General features: G+C 73.5%; 17 protein-coding genes. 5 read left to right on the top strand and 12 right to left on the bottom strand.

Annotated elements, in window-relative coordinates; all coding sequences use genetic code 11:
• Positions 1-4 precede the first annotated feature (4 nt).
• The 3 genes from HHL19_RS11000 to HHL19_RS10990 all read right to left on the bottom strand — a co-directional run bounded on the left by HHL19_RS11000 (position 5) and on the right by HHL19_RS10990 (position 3,137).
• A complete protein-coding gene (locus HHL19_RS11000) occupies positions 5-463 on the bottom strand; it encodes a hypothetical protein (RefSeq protein ID WP_169088167.1) in 459 nt (152 codons plus the stop codon).
• A 7-nt stretch (positions 464-470) separates the two neighbouring features.
• A complete protein-coding gene (locus HHL19_RS10995) occupies positions 471-1,754 on the bottom strand; it encodes an MFS transporter (protein ID WP_169088165.1) in 1,284 nt (427 codons plus the stop codon).
• 93 nt (positions 1,755-1,847) lie between these two features.
• Positions 1,848-3,137 (bottom strand): MFS transporter, encoded by a 1,290-nt coding sequence (locus HHL19_RS10990; RefSeq protein ID WP_169088163.1) that lies wholly within the window; start codon positions 3,135-3,137, stop codon positions 1,848-1,850.
• A 23-nt stretch (positions 3,138-3,160) separates the two neighbouring features.
• Between HHL19_RS10990 and HHL19_RS10985 the strand changes: the two genes are divergently transcribed.
• The gene (locus HHL19_RS10985; RefSeq protein ID WP_169088161.1) at positions 3,161-4,189 is read left to right on the top strand and encodes a helix-turn-helix domain-containing protein; all 1,029 of its coding nucleotides are present in this window, start codon (positions 3,161-3,163) and stop codon (positions 4,187-4,189) included.
• On the opposite strand, the gene HHL19_RS10980 is transcribed toward HHL19_RS10985, so the two are convergent.
• From HHL19_RS10980 to HHL19_RS10965, 4 genes are read right to left on the bottom strand one after another with little or no spacing between them, the layout of a single operon-like run.
• Positions 4,126-4,713 (bottom strand): hypothetical protein, encoded by a 588-nt coding sequence (locus tag HHL19_RS10980; RefSeq protein ID WP_169088159.1) that lies wholly within the window; start codon positions 4,711-4,713, stop codon positions 4,126-4,128. The genes HHL19_RS10985 and HHL19_RS10980 overlap by 64 nt on opposite strands.
• Positions 4,713-5,996, bottom strand: a complete 1,284-nt coding sequence (locus HHL19_RS10975; RefSeq protein WP_240981530.1) for an MFS transporter — start codon at positions 5,994-5,996, stop codon at positions 4,713-4,715. The genes HHL19_RS10980 and HHL19_RS10975 overlap by 1 nt, the downstream gene beginning before the upstream one ends.
• Positions 5,997-6,038: 42 nt before the next feature.
• Entirely contained in the window at positions 6,039-7,088 is a 1,050-nt protein-coding gene (locus tag HHL19_RS10970) for a Zn-dependent alcohol dehydrogenase (RefSeq protein ID WP_169088157.1), read from the bottom strand.
• Between the two features lie 42 nt (positions 7,089-7,130).
• The gene (locus tag HHL19_RS10965; protein WP_169088155.1) at positions 7,131-8,045 is read right to left on the bottom strand and encodes an SDR family NAD(P)-dependent oxidoreductase; all 915 of its coding nucleotides are present in this window, start codon (positions 8,043-8,045) and stop codon (positions 7,131-7,133) included.
• 84 nt (positions 8,046-8,129) lie between these two features.
• On the opposite strand from HHL19_RS10965, the gene HHL19_RS10960 reads away from it, so the two are divergent.
• Entirely contained in the window at positions 8,130-9,056 is a 927-nt protein-coding gene (locus HHL19_RS10960) for a cyclase family protein (protein WP_169088153.1), read from the top strand.
• A gap of 256 nt (positions 9,057-9,312) precedes the next feature.
• On the opposite strand, the gene HHL19_RS10955 is transcribed toward HHL19_RS10960, so the two are convergent.
• The 4 genes from HHL19_RS10955 to HHL19_RS10940 form a co-directional block, all read right to left on the bottom strand.
• Positions 9,313-9,759, bottom strand: coding sequence for an ATP-binding protein (locus tag HHL19_RS10955; protein WP_169088151.1), 447 nt, complete (start codon positions 9,757-9,759; stop codon positions 9,313-9,315).
• Positions 9,760-10,099: 340 nt separating this feature from the next.
• Positions 10,100-11,005 (bottom strand): acyl-CoA dehydrogenase family protein, encoded by a 906-nt coding sequence (locus HHL19_RS10950; protein WP_169088149.1) that lies wholly within the window; start codon positions 11,003-11,005, stop codon positions 10,100-10,102.
• A gap of 5 nt (positions 11,006-11,010) precedes the next feature.
• Complete coding sequence (locus tag HHL19_RS10945) at positions 11,011-12,144, bottom strand: acyl-CoA dehydrogenase family protein (RefSeq protein WP_169088147.1); 1,134 nt, start codon at positions 12,142-12,144, stop codon at positions 11,011-11,013.
• Positions 12,144-13,334: an amidohydrolase family protein gene (locus tag HHL19_RS10940; protein ID WP_169088145.1), complete on the bottom strand. Its 1,191-nt coding sequence runs from the start codon at positions 13,332-13,334 to the stop codon at positions 12,144-12,146. The genes HHL19_RS10945 and HHL19_RS10940 overlap by 1 nt, the downstream gene beginning before the upstream one ends.
• A 294-nt stretch (positions 13,335-13,628) precedes the next feature.
• Here HHL19_RS10940 and HHL19_RS10935 point away from each other — a divergent pair, with 294 nt between their 5' ends.
• Positions 13,629-15,149 carry an AMP-binding protein gene (locus HHL19_RS10935; RefSeq protein WP_169088989.1) on the top strand — a complete coding sequence of 507 codons (1,521 nt, stop codon included), beginning with the start codon at positions 13,629-13,631 and terminating at the stop codon, positions 15,147-15,149.
• Here HHL19_RS10935 and HHL19_RS37195 read toward each other — a convergent pair.
• Complete coding sequence (locus HHL19_RS37195) at positions 15,094-15,537, bottom strand: STAS domain-containing protein (protein WP_169088144.1); 444 nt, start codon at positions 15,535-15,537, stop codon at positions 15,094-15,096. The genes HHL19_RS10935 and HHL19_RS37195 overlap by 56 nt on opposite strands.
• A gap of 242 nt (positions 15,538-15,779) precedes the next feature.
• Between HHL19_RS37195 and HHL19_RS10925 the strand changes: the two genes are divergently transcribed.
• Together HHL19_RS10925 and HHL19_RS10920 are read left to right on the top strand one after the other, a co-directional pair.
• Entirely contained in the window at positions 15,780-16,358 is a 579-nt protein-coding gene (locus HHL19_RS10925) for a sigma-70 family RNA polymerase sigma factor (RefSeq protein ID WP_169088141.1), read from the top strand.
• Entirely contained in the window at positions 16,355-17,569 is a 1,215-nt protein-coding gene (locus HHL19_RS10920; protein ID WP_169088139.1) for a maleylpyruvate isomerase N-terminal domain-containing protein, read from the top strand. Before HHL19_RS10925 ends, HHL19_RS10920 begins: the two co-directional genes overlap by 4 nt.
• Positions 17,570-17,582 lie beyond the last annotated feature (13 nt).

The following is a 17,582-nucleotide window of genomic DNA, read 5'->3' as shown; positions in this document are numbered from 1 at the left end:
GGTGTCAGCGGCGGGTGAGGACGCGGCGGCTGTCGGGGTGCGGATCTCCTCCCGCGTAGTAGATGATCCGCGGGGCCTCCGGGGTGCCCTCGACATCCCAGGGCATCCAGGCGCCGCAACCGGGACCGACAAGGGTCACCGTGTTGCTCCAGCGCGGGAGGGTCTCCTCGAACGCCCAGTGCGCTTGCCGGTCGTCACACCGCTTCCCGAGCGAGTAGGAGCCCACGGCTTGTCCGTCATCGGCGCGCTCGATCCCCGACAGCTCCGCCGCCCCGTCCGCCCTCAGCGTCAACTCGCCGCCGTAGCCGTTGTCGTAATGCCCCACCAGGTCCGCCCTCCCCGGCTTCGGCGGGTCCTCCGGGCCCAGGACGCGCGTGTACGTGCCGATGCCCGCGAGCGTCGCCGCCGCGGGCAGCATCAGGGCCGCCCACAGCGGCCACGGCCTCTTCCCCCGACTCCCCATGTGCCCATCATGCCGTGCGGCGGCGGATGACCAGGGCCATGAGGGCCGCCGCCGCGCACAGCGCGCCGGAGGCGTACCAGACGACGTCGTAGGAGCCGAAGACGTCGCGGGCGACGCCGCCCGCGAAGGCGATGACGGCGGCGCCGATCTGGTGGGAGGCGAGGACCCAGCCGAAGACGATCGCGGAGTCCTCGCCGTAGTGCTCCCGGCAGAGGGCGATCGTCGGCGGGACCGTCGCCACCCAGTCCAGGCCGTAGAAGACGATGAAGAACAGCATCGGGGGGTGCACGGCGGGCGCCAGGAGCAGCGGGAGGAAGAGGAGGGAGACGCCGCGCAGGGCGTAGTAGACGGCGAGGAGGCGGCGGGCCTCGAAGCGGTCGGTGAACCAGCCGGAGGCGATCGTGCCGACGACGTCGAAGACGCCGATGACGGCGAGGAGCCCGGCCGCGGCCGTCACCGGCATGCCGTGGTCGTGCGCCGCCGGCACGAAGTGGGTCTTCACCAGGCCGTTCGTGGACGCGCCGCAGATCGCGAACGTACCGGCGAGCAGCCAGAAGGGGCCCGTGCGCGCCGCCTTGAACAGGACCGCGACCGCGCGGCGGGCCGCGCCCGTGACGGGGGCGGGCTTCTCCGCGTACGCGCCGCCGTACGGGGCGAGGCCGACGTCCGCGGGGTGGTCCCGCAGCAGCAGCCAGACGAACGGGACGACGGCCAGCGCGGAGAGCGCGACCGTCACCGCCGCCGGGCGCCAGCCGTGGTTCTCGACCAGCCAGGAGAGGAGGGGGAGGAAGACCAGCTGGCCGGAGGCGCCCGCGGCCGTCAGGATGCCGGTGACCAGGCCCCGGCGGGCGGTGAACCAGCGGTTCGTCACGGTCGCCGCGAAGGCGAGGGCCATCGAGCCGCTGCCCAGGCCCACGAGGATGCCCCAGTAGAGGACCAGTTGCCACGCCGCCGTCATCCACACCGTCAGCAGCGAGCCGAGCGCGATCACCGACAGCGCCACCGCCACGACCCTGCGGATGCCGAACCGGTCCATGAGCGCCGCGGCGAACGGCGCCGTCAGGCCGTACAGCGCGAGGTTCACGGAGACCGCGAAGCCGATCGTGCCGCGCGACCAGTCGAACTCCTCGTGGAGGGGTTCGATGAGCAGGCCCGGCAGCGAGGCGAAGGCCGCCGCGCCGATGATCGTGACGAAGGTGACCGCGGCGACGGACCAGGCACGGTGGAAGCGCGGGGTGCGGGGGGTGCGGGAGGTGGAGAGGGAGGAGCGGTGCTCCGTTGTCTGGGCCATGCCACTGAGGATCCCGGCCGGCACCCCGCCCCCACCATTGGCCCGACTGCCAGCTTTCCAACGGATCGGGCCACCCCCACGAGGAACCTCGGCCTACGCCACCCTCGGCAGGTTCCTGATCGGCCTCACCACCAGCAACGCCGCCACCACCAGCACCGCGATCCCCGCCCCCGCGAGCAGCACCGCCTCCGTGCCGACCACCCCCGCGACCGGCCCGGACAGCGCGCGCCCGACGCCCATCATCAGCAGGGATCCGGCCACGTCGTAGGCGTGCATCCGATTCAGGGCCTCCTGCGGGACGTGCGTCTGGACCGCCGTGGACCACATCACGAGCCAGTACGCGAACGCCGTACCCGCCACGAACTGCCCGGCCGCCAGCGCCGCGACCGGCGCGCCGAGGCCGAGCAGGGCCAGGTTCACCGGGAGGCCGAGGAGCGCGACCGCGCCGGACGCGAGGGGCCGGCGCGGGCGGATGCGGAGCGCGAGCAGGCCGCCGAGCGCGCTGCCCGCGCCGTTGACCGCCATCAGCGCGCCGTACACCGCCGAGCCGTGCCCGCCGGTGACCAGGTTCGCGGTGAGCGGCACCATCGGACCGGCGACGGTCAGCCCGTACACCGTCCAGATGGAGATGACCCCCCACAGCCAGCTCCGCGCACGGAACTCGCGCCACCCGAGGGCGAGTTCGGAAACGAACGAGCCGCGCACCCGGCCGCCGTCCGCCATCGGCGGGATCCGCATCAGCAGGAAGCAGACGGCGCTGACGGCGAAGGTGGCGGCGTTCGCGGCGAAGGCCGCGCCCGCGTTCCAGGCGGCGACGAGGAGCCCCGCGAGCGCCGGACCCACCATCGTCATCAGCGCCTCCGCCACCCGCAGGACGGCGTTCGCGCGCTGCACGTCGGCCGCGATCCGCGGGATCGTGGAGGCGACCCCCGGCTGGAAGAGCGCGGCGCCGACGCCCGCGACGACGGAGAGCCCGTACACGGCCCACAGCGGCGGGCTGCCGACCGCGAAGGCGACGGCGAGGAGCGCCGCCCCGGGCAGCCGCAGCAGATCGGCGGTGATCATCATGCGGCGGGCGGTGAAGCGGTCGGCGAGGACGCCGCCGAAGAGGACGAAGACGGCGAAGGCGGCCGTCCACAGGCCGAGCGCGTAACCGACGGAGGAGCCGGGCCGGCCGGCGCCGAGCAGTCCGGCGGCGAAGGCGACGGGGACCATCCCCTCGCCGAGGACGGCGGCGGCCCTGGCCGTGAAGAAGAGCCTGAAGTTACGGTTCCAGAGTGCGGGAGGGGCGACCGGCAGGGGAATCAGCGCGTCGGCCTCAGACTTGTACGTGTTGTCCGTCACGGGCAGCCAGTCGTACCACCGACTGGTCTGGACCACCATTGATTTAGCCGAGGGAGAGGCCCATGGGAGAGACCGCGCCGCACCGGCCCCACCTGCCCCACCGCGTCGCCGTCCTCGCCCTGCCCGGGCTCCTCCCCTTCGAACTGGGCATCCCGCACCGGATCTTCGGCCGCGCCAAGGACCCCGAGGGGCGGCCGCTGTACGAGACCGTGACGTGCGCCGTGGCCGCCGGACCGGTGCGGACCGACGCCGACTTCGCGATCCACGTGGAGCACGGACCGGAGGCGCTGGCCACCGCGGACACGGTCGTCGTCCCCGCCTCGTACGAACTGGGCCCGGTCTACGAGGAGGGCAGGCTCACCCCCGAACTGGCCGCCGCCCTCGCCCGCGTCCGGCCCGGCACCCGGCTCGTCGCGATCTGCACGGGCGGTTACGTCCTCGCCGCCGCCGGGTACCTCGACGGGCGCCCGGCCACCACGCACTGGGCCTCGGCCGACCACTTCCAGCGGCTCTTCCCGACCGTACGGGTCGACGCGGACGTCCTCTTCGTCGACGACGGCTCCGTCCTGACCTCGGCGGGCGTCGCCGCCGGCCTCGACCTGTGCCTGCACATCGTCCGCCGCGACCACGGCGCGGCCGTCGCCAACGACGTGGCCCGCCGCACGGTCGTCCCCCCGCACCGGGACGGCGGCCAGGCCCAGTACATCGCCCGGCCCGTCCCCGACACCGCCACCCAGAGCACGACCGCCGCCCGCGCCTGGGCCCTCGCCCACCTCCACGAGCCGATCCAGCTCCGCGACCTCGCCGAACGCGAGGCGACGAGCGTCCGCACCTTCACCCGCCGCTTCCGCGACGAGGTCGGCATCAGCCCCGGCCAGTGGCTCACCCAGCAGCGCGTCGAGCGCGCCCGCCACCTCCTGGAGACCAGCGACCTCCCCGTCGACCGGGTGGCCCAGGACGCCGGCTTCGGCACCGCCCAGTCCCTCCGCGTCCACCTGATGACCGCGATAGGCGTCACCCCGACCGCCTACCGCCGCACCTTCCGGCCCGAGGGCGCGGCGGACCGCCTGGGCGTCCGGACGACGGGGTGATCGGGGTCGTCGTCGTCCAGGTCCGCCGCGGGGTCCGCCGTGTCGTCCTCGTCGACGGCGACGGACTCGATCCGCCAGGCGACCGCGCCGCGTGCCCCGCCCGTCCCCGTGATCGCGAGCGTCAGCTCCTCCGTGGCGCTCGGGACACGGCTCTTCACCGCCACCGCGTCGCACGGCACGCTCTCCGGCGTCCCGCCGCCGATCGTGACCTTCACCGCCCCCGTGCCGGCGCAGGCCACGATGACGCCGTACGCCTCCCCGACCTCCGGCTGCGAACGGATGTGCACGCCCTGGGCGGTGAGCTCCTCGACGCCGGACTCGGCGAACGCCGCCTCCTCCAGCGCGATCGCGTCGACTGCGGCGCCGGCGCGCTCCTCCCAGTCGGGTGCGCCGGCGGTCGTCCGGACCGGCTCGGGCTCCACGTCGTCCGGCGGCGCCGACGCCCCGCCGCAGCCGGACACCAGGAGGGACCCCAGGGCCAGTCCCAGGGGCACGAGCAGGACGGACGGCCTGCGGAGTCGCATCAGGAGTTCCTCGTCTCGACGGCGGCGGGCTCGGACTTCTCACCCTCCGGACGCGCCGCCTCCCGCTCCCGGTTCCCCTCCCCGCTCTCGTCCCGGTTCTCGTCCCGGTTCCTGTCCGCCTTCCGTACGAGCCTCAGCTCGCCGAGTGCCGCGGCCGTGACGAGCAGCAGGGTCAGGCCCACCCCGTACAGGATCGCCGTCGACGGGGCGACGAACCGCAGCAGGCCGCCCGCGAGTGTGCCGCTCGCCGCGTATCCGGCGCCGACGGCCGCGTACATGATCGAGTAGCCGGCGGCCAGGGCCGACGGCGGGAGCAGGCGGCGCAGGGCCAGGTTGCGGGTGAGCATCGCGGGGGCCTGGAGGAGGCCGGCGGCCGTCAGGGCGATGCCGAGGGCGAGGGCACCGGGCAGCAGGGCCACCGCCGTCACGCCGGCGGTCACCCCGAGGACGAGCAGGAGCGATTGCGCCGGGAGCGGCCCGGGCCAGTCGGAGCGGAGCCCGTACAGGAAGGAACCGGCGACCGACCCGAGCGAGAAGCCGGCGAGCAGGGGGCCCGCCCAGCCGATGGCGATGCCGCGCTGTTCGAGGAGGGCGGGCAGGATCAGTTCGGCGAGCGCGAGGAGGGTCAGCGACGCGGCCCCGAGGACGTACACCGGCCAGGCCGCGAGCAGCGCCCGCCGCCTGCCCGGCCCGTCCTTCTCCGGCGCCTCCGCCGACCATCCGGCGGGCAGCAGCCACAGGCCCGCGAGTCCGGCCGCCATCAGCGCGGCCTGGAGGAGCAGCGGTACGGCGGGGGCGGCGCCGAGCGCGAGGCCGGTCGTCAGCGCGGGCGCGGCCGCCCAGATCCCGAAGGTCAGCATGGACTCCAGGCTCAGCGCCTGGGTGACGGATCGTTCCTTCACCATCCCGGTGAGCAGTGCTCGCAGCCCCGCCGACACGGCGACCGGACCTGCCCCGGCCAGGAACGCCAGCGCCCCGAGCACGCCCGGGTGGGCGCCCGGTGCGAGTCCGAGCCCCGCGAACCCGGCCGCGCCCACGGCGAGCCCGCCCGCCATCTGCGGCCGCGCCCGCTCGGCCCGCATCCGCAGGCCGAGCACCGGCGCGGCGAGGATCTCCCCGATCACGTACACGGCCGCGAGCACCGCCCCGAGGCTGTACCCGCCCGGCCGCTCCCGCACCAGGAACACCAGCGCCAGAGGCGCCATGGCGACCGGCGTCCGGGCCGCCGCGGTCACAGCGCACCAGGTGAGGACGGGACGCGTGAGGAGCGCTCGGTACGGCATCCGGCGAACGTACCGCCGTGGGACGAGGATCTCGAACGCGTTCTAGAAGACGAGCACCCCCCGCGCCACCTTCCCCGCCTCCGCGTCCTCCCGCGCCCGCTCGAACTCCTCCACCGGGTAGGACGCGGTGACCAGTTCGTCGAGGAGGAGCTCGCCGGTGCGGTACAGCTCGGTGTAGAGCGGGATGTCCTTCTGCGGGCGGGAGGAGCCGTAGCGGCAGCCGAGGATCGACTTGTCGAGGAACATCGCGGCCGGCAGGAAGCTCGCCTCCGCCTTCGGCGCGGTCATCCCGAGCAGCACGGCCTGCCCGTGCCGGTCGAGGAGGTCGATCGCGGTCCGGACGAGACCGGTGTGCCCGACGCACTCGAAGACGTGGTCGGCGCCGGTCGGCAGCACGCCCCGCACGCCGTCGGCGGAGCCGAGGAAGTGCGTCGCCCCGAACCGCAGGGCCACGGCCTCCTTCTCCGGGTTCGTGTCGACGGCGACGATCACGCGCGCGCCCGCGATCCGGGCACCCTGGATGACGTTGAGCCCGATCCCGCCGGTGCCGATGACGACGACGGTGTCGCCGCGGGCGACCTTCGCGCGGTTCAGTACGGCTCCGACGCCGGTGAGGACGCCGCAGCCGAGGAGCGCGGCGGAGGCGAACGGCACGTCGTCCGGGATCTTCACGGCCTGGACGGCCCTGACGACGGTCCGCTCCGCGAAGGAGGAGTTCGAGGCGAACTGGAAGAGCGGCTTCCCCTGCCGTGAGAACGGCTGCCCCGGCATCCCGATGGCCTTCCGGCACATGGTCGGCCGCCCGGCGTCGCAGTCGGCGCAGGCCCCGCAGTTCGCCAGCGTCGACAGCGCGACGTGGTCCCCCGCGCGGACGTGCGCGACCCCGTCCCCGACGGCCTCGACCACCCCCGCGCCCTCGTGCCCGAGCACGACGGGCGGCGGGAACGGGATCGTCCCGTCGATGACGGACAGATCGCTGTGGCAGAGCCCGGCGGCCCGGATCCCGACCAGCACCTCCCCCGGCCCCGGATCCCGCACCTCCAGATCCGCGACGACCTCGACGTCCTTCCCGTCGAACACCACACCCCGCACGACGACCCCTCCCTCTGCCTGTGCCGCTCTCGGTCTGCCGGACTACTGGTTCGGGCGGTCGCCCGCCGCCGCCGCGCGGGCCATCTCCTCCAGGCGCGCCAGCATCGGCATCGGGTCCGTCCCCACCGTCCCCGGCAGGAAGTCCGCGATCCGCTCCGGCGTCCACGCGCCGCCGTCCGCGTACGCCGCCCGCAGCTCGCGCGGCTGCGCCCAGACCGCGATCTTCGGTCCGGCGATCGTGTACACCTGCCCGGTGACGGCCTCCTCGCGGGCGCGGTCGCTGAGGAGGTAGACGACGAGCGCGGCCACGTCCTCCGCCGAGCCGATCTCCTTCAGCTCCATCGGCACGTTCGCCGACATCCGCGTCCGCGCCACCGGTGCGACCGCGTTCGCGGTCACCCCGTACTTGTGGAGCCCGAGCGCCGCGCTCCGCACGAGCGAGATGATCCCGCCCTTGGCCGCCGAGTAGTTGGCCTGCGCCACGGACCCCTGGTGGTTGCCGCTGGTGAAGCCGATCAGCGTGCCCGAGCCCTGTTTCCGCATGACGGCGGAGGCGGCCCGGAAGACGGTGAAGGTGCCCTTGAGGTGGGTGGCGACGACCGGGTCCCACTCCTCCTCGGTCATGTTGAAGAGCATCCGCTCGCGCAGGATGCCCGCCACGCACACGACCCCGTCGATCCGCCCGTACGCGGCGAGGGCCGTGTCGACGACCCGCTGTCCGCCCGCCATCGTCGAGATGTCGTCGGCGACGGCGACGGCCGCGCCGCCCGCCGCCTCGACCTCCTTCACGACCTCCGCCGCGATCTCGGAGGTCGGTTCGCCGCCCTCGATGGAGACGCCGTAGTCGTTGACGACGACCTTCGCCCCCTCGGCGGCGCACGCGAGGGCGACCGCGCGGCCGATGCCGCGTCCCGCTCCGGTCACGGCGACGACCTTGCCCGCCAAGAAGTTCCCCATCTCCGGCCCCTTCCCGCAGTTTCTGACGGTCCGTTAGATTCTATGGGCCGTCAGACACCGGAAAACAAGACCCCGGAGGCCCCGATGTCCCTCCCCGCCGCTTTCCACGAGATCGCCAAGCGCGTGAACAACTGGGGCCGTTGGGGCCAGGAAGACGAGATCGGCACGCTGAACCTGATCTCCGGCGAGGTGGTCCGCGAGGCCGCCGCCACCGTCCGCACCGGCCGCCGTGTGGCCCTCGCCGTGGAACTGCGGCAGGACGGCGTGCAGACCGGCATGATCCCCGGCCGGGTCAATCCGCTCCACGTCATGGTCCAGGTCAACCAGGAGCTCTTCGGCCCCGGCACGGTCGCCACCAGCGACGACGCCGTGACCCTCGGCCTGCAGGCCGGCACCCACTGGGACGCCCTCACGCACGCCTCGCACTCGGGCCGCATCTACAACGGCCGCCCCGCCTCCACCGTCACCCCGCACGGCCGCGCCGCCTTCAGCGGCATCCACACGGCCCGGCACGTGGTCAGCCGCGGGGTGCTGCTCGACGTGGCGGCGGCGAAGGGCGTGGAGCGGCTGCCCGGCGACCACGCGGTGACCCCGGAGGACCTGGACGAGGCGGCGGAGTTCGGGCGGGTGACGGTACGGGCCGGCGACATCGTCCTCGTACGGACCGGGCAGCTGCGGCTGTACCTGGCCGGGGACCGGCACGCGTACGCCTTCCCGTCGCCCGGGCTCTCGATCCGTACGCCGGAGTGGTTCCACGCCCGGGACGTCGCGGCCGTCGCCAACGACACGCTCACCTTCGAGATCTTCCCGCCGGAGATCGAGGACCTGTGGCTGGGCGTGCACGCGCTCGACCTGGTGGAGATGGGGATGCTCCAGGGCCAGAACTGGAACCTGGAGGAGTTGTCCACAGCCTGTGCACAAGAAGGCCGCTACGCCTTCCTGCTCTCCGCGATGCCGGAACCCTTCGCCGGCGGCACGGGCACACCGGTGGCCCCGGTCGCGATCTTCTGAGCCGCGGGACTGCGGGGCTTCGGAGCCGCGGGGCCGCCGGGGCTGTGGGGGTTGTGGGGCCGCGGGGCCGCCGGGGCTGTGGGGCTTCTGAGCTCCGGATTCACGGGCTCGCGGGTGGCGGCGCGCTCGCGCGCGCCCCGAGCACGGCACGGGCCGCCGCCACCCGACCACGACCCGCACATGCCGAGGGCGCACGGCCCTCGGCTCCCCTCGCCACGAATCGCTCACCCTAGGGTGGGCAAAACGGAACGAACCGTCAACAGCGCACCTGTCCGGGTGAACTGACGCCCTCTCCGGCGCAGGGCACGACCACAGGCGTCCGGTCGACCTCGCACCAGATGCTCTTCCCGCGCCCCTCGGGCTGCCAGCCCCACCGGTCGGCGAGGCCGTCGACCAGTTCCAGGCCGCGCCCGTTGGTGTCCTCGCCCTCGGCGTGCCGGGGCCGGGGCGGCCGGTCGCTGCTGTCGGCGACCTCGACCCGCACCCCGCCCTCCGCCGCGAAGAGCATCCGCAGCACGGCGGGGCAGCCCGTATGCACCACCGCGTTGGTGACGAGCTCGGAGATGAGCAGCACCAGCGTCTCCGCCAGCGGCTCGTCCTCCCCTATCCCGGAGCCGGCGAGCCGTTTCCGGGCCCACCGGCGCGCACGCCCCACCTCGGCCGGGTCCGGCCCGACCTCCAACTGAACCTGAAGCACCTGCACCGTTCACACCATCCGAACCGGCGAACACACCTTTACGGAACGTGATTCCCTTGTGAGACAGCATGGTTGACGTACAGTCACCGCAACAAGCGCTTCGGGCATATTCCAGCGCGAAGGAGTACGCGTGGTCCATACTGTGCGACGCACGCGGCGGGGAGTCGAACGCGGGGCGCGACCCGGGCTCACAAGCACTCGCATCCCACGGAGAGTACCGGAGCGGGACCCCGACTCCGGCCCGTGACGACCCCCCGAAGGACACAACCCGATATCGACATTCCGCCCACGGTCACCGGGAATTCGAACACGTTCCGTCACCAGTTCGGCGTGCGTGCCGTCCGGCTCAGAGCGCGGCGGCCACCTCCTCCGCGGCCCGCTCCCCCGGCAGCACCAGCACGGCCCGCACCCACGCCCGCTTCAGGTGCAGATGGACGTCCGCCTCCCAGGTGAACCCCATCCCGCCGTGCACCTGGAGGCAGTCCCGCGCGTTGGCGACGGCCGCGTCGTCGGCGAGCAGCTTGGCCCCGGCGATCTCCACCGGGTCGGCGGTGACGGCGGCGGCGTGCACGGCCGCCCGCGCCAGCTCGGTCCGCACGAGCATCCCCGCGCAGAGGTGCTTCACGGCCTGGAACCCCCCGATGACCTGCCCGAACTGCTCCCGCCGCCGCGCGTGGTCCACGGCGGCGTCGGTACACCAGGCGGCGGTGCCGACCTGCTCGGCGGCGGTGAGAAGGACCGTCTCCGGCGCCCCGCCCCCGCCCCCGGTGCCGGGCACCCGATGGAGCGGCGTCAGCGGATCGACCGACCGCACCGGTACGGCTCCGGTCGCGTCGCCCAGGACCACGTCGGCGACGTCCAGCCAGGGAACCAGCCCCTCGGGCGAGACCTCAGTCACCACCGTGAGCCCCTCCGCGGCACCGGAAACCGCCCCCGCAGCCAGATGCGTAGCGACAAGCGGCCCCGGCAGCAGTGCCCGCCCCGCCTCCTCGAAGACGAGCACCGCCTCCGGCAGGCCGAGGCCCACCCCGCCCTCCTCCTCCGGCAGGCGCAGCGCGAAGAACCCGGCGTCGCCGAGCTCCTTCCACAGCCCCCGGTCGAGCGCCCCGCCCCCGCCCCCTCCCCCGCCCCCTCCCCCGCCCCCATTTCCGTCCACGGCCGCCCGCAGCGCCTCGCGCCCGAAGCGGCCGGCGAGCAGCTCCCGTACACCTCGTACGAGGTCCCGCTGGTCCTGGTCCGGCCGGAAGTCCACCCGGCTCACCGTCCCTTCGGCAGGCCGAGGATCCGCTCGGCGACGATGTTGCGCTGGATCTGGCTGGTGCCGGCGGCGATCGTGTACGAGAGGGAGGAGAGCCGGTCGAGGTTCCACTCCCGGTCGAGGTCGAGCGCGTCCGGGCCCAGGACCTCGGCGGCGGTGTCGTACAGCTCCTGGCGGGCGTGCGAGTAGTGCAGCTTGAAGACGGAGCCGCCGACGCCGGGGACTCCGCCGGTGGCCTGCGCCTCGCTGACGTTCCGCTGGGTGAGCCGCCACAGCGCCTGGAACTCGGCGGCGAGCCGCCCGACGCGGCGGCGCAGGGCGGGGTCGTCCCAGCGGCCGTTCTCCCGTGCGGTGCGGGCGAGTTCGCCGAGGAGGCGGCGGCAGGCGACGACCTCGCCGACGAAGGCGGTGCCGCGCTCGAAGGAGAGGGTGACCATGGTGACCCGCCAGCCGTCGTTCTCCTCGCCGACCCGGTTCGCGACCGGCACCCGCACCTCGTCGAGGAAGAGCTCGGCGAACTCGGTGGACCCGGCGAGGGTCCGCAGCGGGCGGACGGTGACGCCCGGCGCGTCCATGGGCAGCGCGAGCCAGCTGATCCCCCGGTGCCTGGGGCCTTCGGGATCGGTCCGCACGAGGAGTTCGCACCAGTCGGCGACCTCGGCGTGCGAGGTCCAGATCTTCTGCCCGGTGACGACGTACGCGTCCCCGTCCCGTACGGCCCTGGTCCGCAGGGACGCCAAGTCGGAGCCGGCGTCGGGTTCGCTGAAGCCCTGGCACCAGACCTCGTCGCCGCGCAGCACCGGCTCCAGCCACCGCTCGCGCTGTGCGGGCGTGCCCTCGGCGGCGATGGTGGGTCCGGCGTGGAGGAGGCCGACGAAGTTGGCGCCGACGTAGGGCGCGCCGGCCCGCTCGGTCTCCTCCAGGAAGATCAGCCGCCGGGTCGGCGAGGCGTCCCAGTGGACGTGCCCGTACCCGGCGTCGTACAGGCGCCGCTGCCAGCCGCAGTCGTACGCCCTCCGGCCCGGCCAGTCGAGCGGGTCGGGCCGGGGCGGGAGCAGGGGCAGCACGGAGCGCAGCCACTTCCGCAGTCCGGCCCGGAACTCCTCCTCCGCCTCGCTGTATCCAAGATCCATCACACGATTCCGAGGTCGAGCATGCGGATGGCGTTACCACGCATCAGCTTGTAGACGGTCTCGTCGTCGAGGCCCCGGACGTGGTCGAGGGCGACCTCCTTGGTGTGCGGGAAGGTCGAGTCGACGTGCGGGTAGTCGGTCTCGAAGGTGGCGTTGTCCCGGCCCACGACGTCGAGCGAGGCGATGCCGTGCTTGTCGCGGAAGAAGCAGCAGAAGATCTGCCGGTAGTAGTACGTGGACGGCGGCTCGGGGATCAGGTCGCGGACGCCGCCCCAGGCGCGGTGCTCCTCCCACACGTCGTCGGCGCGCTCCAGTGCGTACGGGATCCACCCCATCTGGCCCTCGCTGTAGGCGAGCTTGAGGCGCGGGTACTTGACCAGGACCCCGCTGAAGAGGAAGTCCATCATCGAGGCCATCGCGTTGTTGAAGCTGAGGCTGGCCTGGACGGCGGGCGGGGCGTCGGGGGACGCCGCCGGCATCTGGCTACTGGATCCAATATGCATGTTCACGACCGTCCCGGTCTCCTGGCAGACGGCGAAGAACGGATCCCAGTAGCCGGAGTGGATCGACGGCAGCCCCAGGTGGGTGGGGATCTCGGAGAAGGTCACGGCCTTCACCCCCCGGGCGGCGTTCCGCCGGATCTCCGCGACGGCGAGGTCGATGTCCCAGAGCGGGATGATGCAGAGCGGGATCAGCCGGCCGCCGCTGTCCCCGCACCACTCCTCGACCATCCAGTCGTTGTACGCGCGCACGCACGCGAAGGCGACCTCCTTGTCGTGCGCCTCGGCGAAGGTCTGCCCGCAGAAGCGCGGGAAGGTCGGGAAGCAGAGGGACGCCTCGACGTGGTTGAGGTCCATGTCCGCGAGCCGCGCCTTCGGGTCCCAGCAGCCCCGCCGCATCTCCTCCCGGGTGATCCCCTCCAGGGTCATGTCGTCCCGGTCGAAGCCGACGGCCGCGATGTTCCGCTTGTACGGGAACTTCAGGTCCTCGTAGATCCACCAGTCGGCGGGCGGCCCGTCCGGGTCCATCGTGATCTGGTACTTCCCTCCGATGTACGCGAGCTCGCCGATCCCGGCGGTGAGCGCCTTGGGCCCCCGGTCCCGGTACTTCGCGGGCAGCCAGGTGTCGAAGAGGTGGGCGGGCTCGATCACGTGGTCGTCGACGCTGATGATGCGGGGCAGTTCGGTCATGACCCCTCCTCAAATCTGATGGATCGTCAGATCCTGACCCCCCTCAAGCTAACGCCTCCGAGTGGGCATGGGTAGTACCCACCGGCGCGCGCGAGTGGGGCGCGAGGACCCCGGTCGCACCTCTGGACCGGCGGGGATCCGCCCCCTACGCTCTCCCCACCACCTGACGGACAGTCAGATAGGGTCGGCTAGGGAGTCGCCGTGACGGAGAGCCTGACCGGAACCGAAACCGGGACCGAGACCGGAGCCGGGACCGAGACCGGAGCCGGGACCGAGACCGAGACCGCATACGACCTGGGTGCCTCCCGGACGCTCTGGGAGCTCGTCGAGCGCCGGGCCGCGCTCACCCCCGACCGGCCCGTCCTGCTCCAGGAGGACCGCGTCCTCACCTTCGGCGGGCTGCGCGAGCGCGCCGAGCGCTGCGCCGCCGGCCTCCACGCCATGGGCGTCCGGCCCGGCACGGTCGTCGCCTGGCAGCTGCCGACCAGGATCGAGACGGCGGTGCTCTCCTTCGCGCTCGCCAGGCTCGGAGCCGTACAGACCCCCGTCATCCCGTTCTACCGGGACAAGGAGGTCGGCTTCGCGCTGCGCGAGTCCCGGGCCGAGTACTTCGCCGTGCCCGGCGTCTGGCGCGGCTTCGACCACGCGGAGATGGCCCGGCGGCTCGGCGCGCGCGGCGTCTTCCCGGCGTACGGCTCCGAGGACCTCCCCGACGGCGACCCGGCGGTCCTCCCCCCGCCGCCCGCCTCCGGCACCGACGTCCGCTGGATCTACTGGACGTCCGGCACCACCTCGGACCCCAAGGGCGTGCTGCACACGGACCGTTCGCTGCTCGCGGGCGGCGCCTGCCTCGCCCACGCCCTGCGCCTGACCGCCGCCGACGTCGGCTCGATGGCCTTCCCGTACGCGCACATCGCCGGGCCCGACTACACGGTGATGCTGCTGCTGTACGGCTTCCCCGCCGTGATGCTCGAACAGTTCGCGCTGCCCGCCTCGCTGGCCGAGTACCGCAGGCACGGGGTCACCGTCGCCGGCGGCTCCACCGCCTTCTACTCGATGTTCCTCGCCGAACAGCGCAAGAACCCCGGCGAGCCCGTCATCCCCACCCTCCGGCTGCTCGCGGGCGGCGGCGCGCCCAAACCGCCGGAGGTCTACCACGCCGTCCGCAAGGAGCTGGGCTGCCAGCTCACCCACGGCTACGGCATGACCGAGGTCCCCATGATCACCATGGGCGATCCCGAGGACACCGTCGACAACCTCGCCACCACCGAGGGCCGGCCGCCCGCCGCGATGGAGATCCGCGTCACCGACGGCGGCGAGATACGGCTCCGGGGCGAGGCCGTCTGCCGCGGCTACCTCGACCCGGCGCAGACCGCCGCCGCCTTCGACGAGGACGGCTTCCTCATCACCGGCGACGTCGGGCACCTGACCCCGAGCGGGCACCTCGTCCTCACCGGGCGGGTGAAGGACATCATCATCCGCAAAGGCGAGAACATCTCGGCCAAGGAGATCGAGGACCTCCTCCACGAGCACCCGGCCGTCGGCGACGCCGCCGTCATCGGCCTCCCCGACCCCGAGCGCGGCGAACGGGTCTGCGCGGTCGTCGAGCAGCCCGAGGGCGCCGCGCCGCTCACCCTGGAGGGGCTGACGGCCTTCCTTCGCGCGGCCGGGCTCTCCGTCCACAAGCTGCCGGAACAACTGGAGGTGGTGGACGCCCTGCCGCGCAACGAGACCCTGCGGAAGGTGCTGAAGTACCGGCTCAGGGAGCGGTTCGGGGCAGCGGAGGCACCGGGGGGAGCGGGGGGAGCGGAGTAGGGACGGCGGCCGGGGCGGGGACGGAGGCGGCCGGCTCGCCCGCGAGGGCCGCGGGCACGTCCTCGTACACCTCGAAGAGCCGGGTCACCCCGAGCGCGGCGAACACCCGGGTCACATGCCCGTGCCCCTCCCCCGCCTCGGGGAGGACGATCCGCAGCCGTCCGCCGCAGGAACGCAGCAGCCGGCGGGCGGCGACGAGCACGCCGATCCCGCTGGAATCGCAGAACCGCACCCCGGAGAGGTCGACGACGAGATGGTGCCGGCCGGCGGCCACGGCGTCGTGGACCCGCCGCCGTACCCGGGGCGAGGTCAGCAGGTCCAGCTCACCGCGCAGGCGCAGCACCGTCCATCCGGCGCGGTCGTCCTCGTCGGCCTCGATCGTCGTCACGGACGGGCGCCTGCCCCGCGACGCCCCGCCGAAACCCCCCTCGCCCGGTATGACGCTTTCCTTACCATCCGCTCCCGTGGGGAGGCCGTACTTGCGGCAAACGAGCGTGCGTCGTCGGCGCCTCGCACTAGTTTGGGGTGGAGGACCGGACCGGACAGGACGAAACAGGAACCGACAACGGTACGGCGACGACGGCAACGACAACGACAACGGCAAGGCGACGCGGAAGGCGGAGGGCTCGGATGGCGACGGACACACCACCGCGCTGGGACCGCAGGATGCAGCAGCGGCTCGCGCGCGGCGAGGCCGCGGCCCTCGGCGAGCTGTACGACCGCTACGCCTCCCTCGTGCACAGCCTCGCCCACCGCGTCCTCGACGACGACCAGGCGGCCGACCAGGTCACCCGGGAGGTCTTCGGCTACATCTGGGAGAACCCGGAGGCGTACGACCCTCGGCAGGGCAATCTGCGCTCCTGGGTGGCCGGGGTGGCCCAGCGGACCGCCGTGCACCGGCTGCGCCAGACCGAGGCGACGGCGTACGCGGAGACCGGCATCGGCTCGGCGGAGGAGCTGGAGGCCAAGGTGCGCCGGGCCTCCGTCGCCGCCCGCGCCGACTACATCGTCACCTCCATGCCGACCCCGCTCCGCAAGGCGCTCGAACTGGCGTACTTCCAGCGGCGGGACTACCGCCAGACCGCCGCCGACCTGTCGATCAGCCACGAGGAGGCCAGACGCCGGCTCCGGCTCGGCCTCCAGCTCCTCTCCTCGGCCAACACCCGCCCGCTCGACGGACCGCCGGGCGGCTACGGGCGTGCGCTGTGACGGCGGCGAACGGCGAGGACGACGACCTCGCACGCGCCCCATGGATACCGGCTCCGAGGGAGTCGGCCGACGATCACGCCGACCTCGCCGACCACGCCGAGCCGCCGGTCCTCTCCCACACCGTGCTCAAGTCCCTCCTCGGGGCGTGGGCCCTGTCGGCGTGCTCGACGGCGGAGACGAAGGCGGTCGAGGACCATCTGACGATCTGCGCCCCGTGCGCGGACGAAGCCCTCCGGCTACGGGACGCGGTGGCGCTGCTCCACGAGGACCGCGACCTCGACCTGGACCCGCTGCTCCGCTCCCGCGTCCTGGAGAACTGCCTGGGCCGCCGCCCCGCCCGCATCCCGGTGCCCGCGTGGGCGACGCCGTACGACGCGGAGACCGCCCGGCTCGACGCGCTGCTCCGGGACATCGGCGAGTCGGAGTGGCACGCGCCGGTCCGGCTCAAGTGGCACGAGGACGACCGCCCGGTCCGGCGGAAGTCGACGGTCGCGGGCGTGATCGGCCACCTCCTGGCGGTGGACGGCCTGGTGTCGGGCGCGCTCGGCCTCACGGACCCCCTGGGCCCCGACACGTCCCCGGAACTCACCCCCACCCAACGCACGGAAACCTTCTGGTCCTCCCTCACCCGCCCGCCGAACCGCTCCCTCCGGGCCCCGTGGCGGGACCAGAGCCACACCCTGATCCGCACGGTCTCCTTCGCAGGCCGCGAAGTGGCCGACCTGACGGTGACCTACGGCGACTTCGCCCTCCCCCTGAAGGACGCCCTGCTGGAACGGGCCTTCGAGTGCTGGCTCCACGCGGACGACATCGCGAACGCGGTGGCCTACCCGTACGACCCGCCGAGCGGCCCGCACCTCCACGGCATGATCGACCTGGCGGCCCGCCTCCTGCCGGCCGCCGTCGCCCACCGCCGCCGCACGGGCCGGGCGGCGCCTTCCCGCCACCTCGTCACGGCGGGCGCGCCGGGCCGCTCGCTCCACCTGGAGGTCGAGGGCGCGGGCGGCGGCCACTGGTACATCGCCCTGGACTCGCCGGCGGCCCTCGGCTCCCCCGACCACACGGTCGCGCAGGTCGCCCTGGACGGCGTCGAGTTCTGCCAGCTGGTGGCGGGCCGCATCACCCCCGAAGAAGCCGCCGCCGGCCAAACCGGCGACCGCCAAGCCATCCAAGACGTCCTGGCAGCCGCCGCCTCCCTGAGCCACCTATAACCACCCACACAAC

Origin of the sequence: Streptomyces sp. R302, from assembly GCF_012927245.1 — a bacterium.
In the GTDB taxonomy this organism is placed as follows: Bacteria; Actinomycetota; Actinomycetes; order Streptomycetales; family Streptomycetaceae; genus Streptomyces.
Note: the sequence above shows the minus strand (reverse complement) of the source record. Positions and strands in the feature narration are given on the sequence as shown.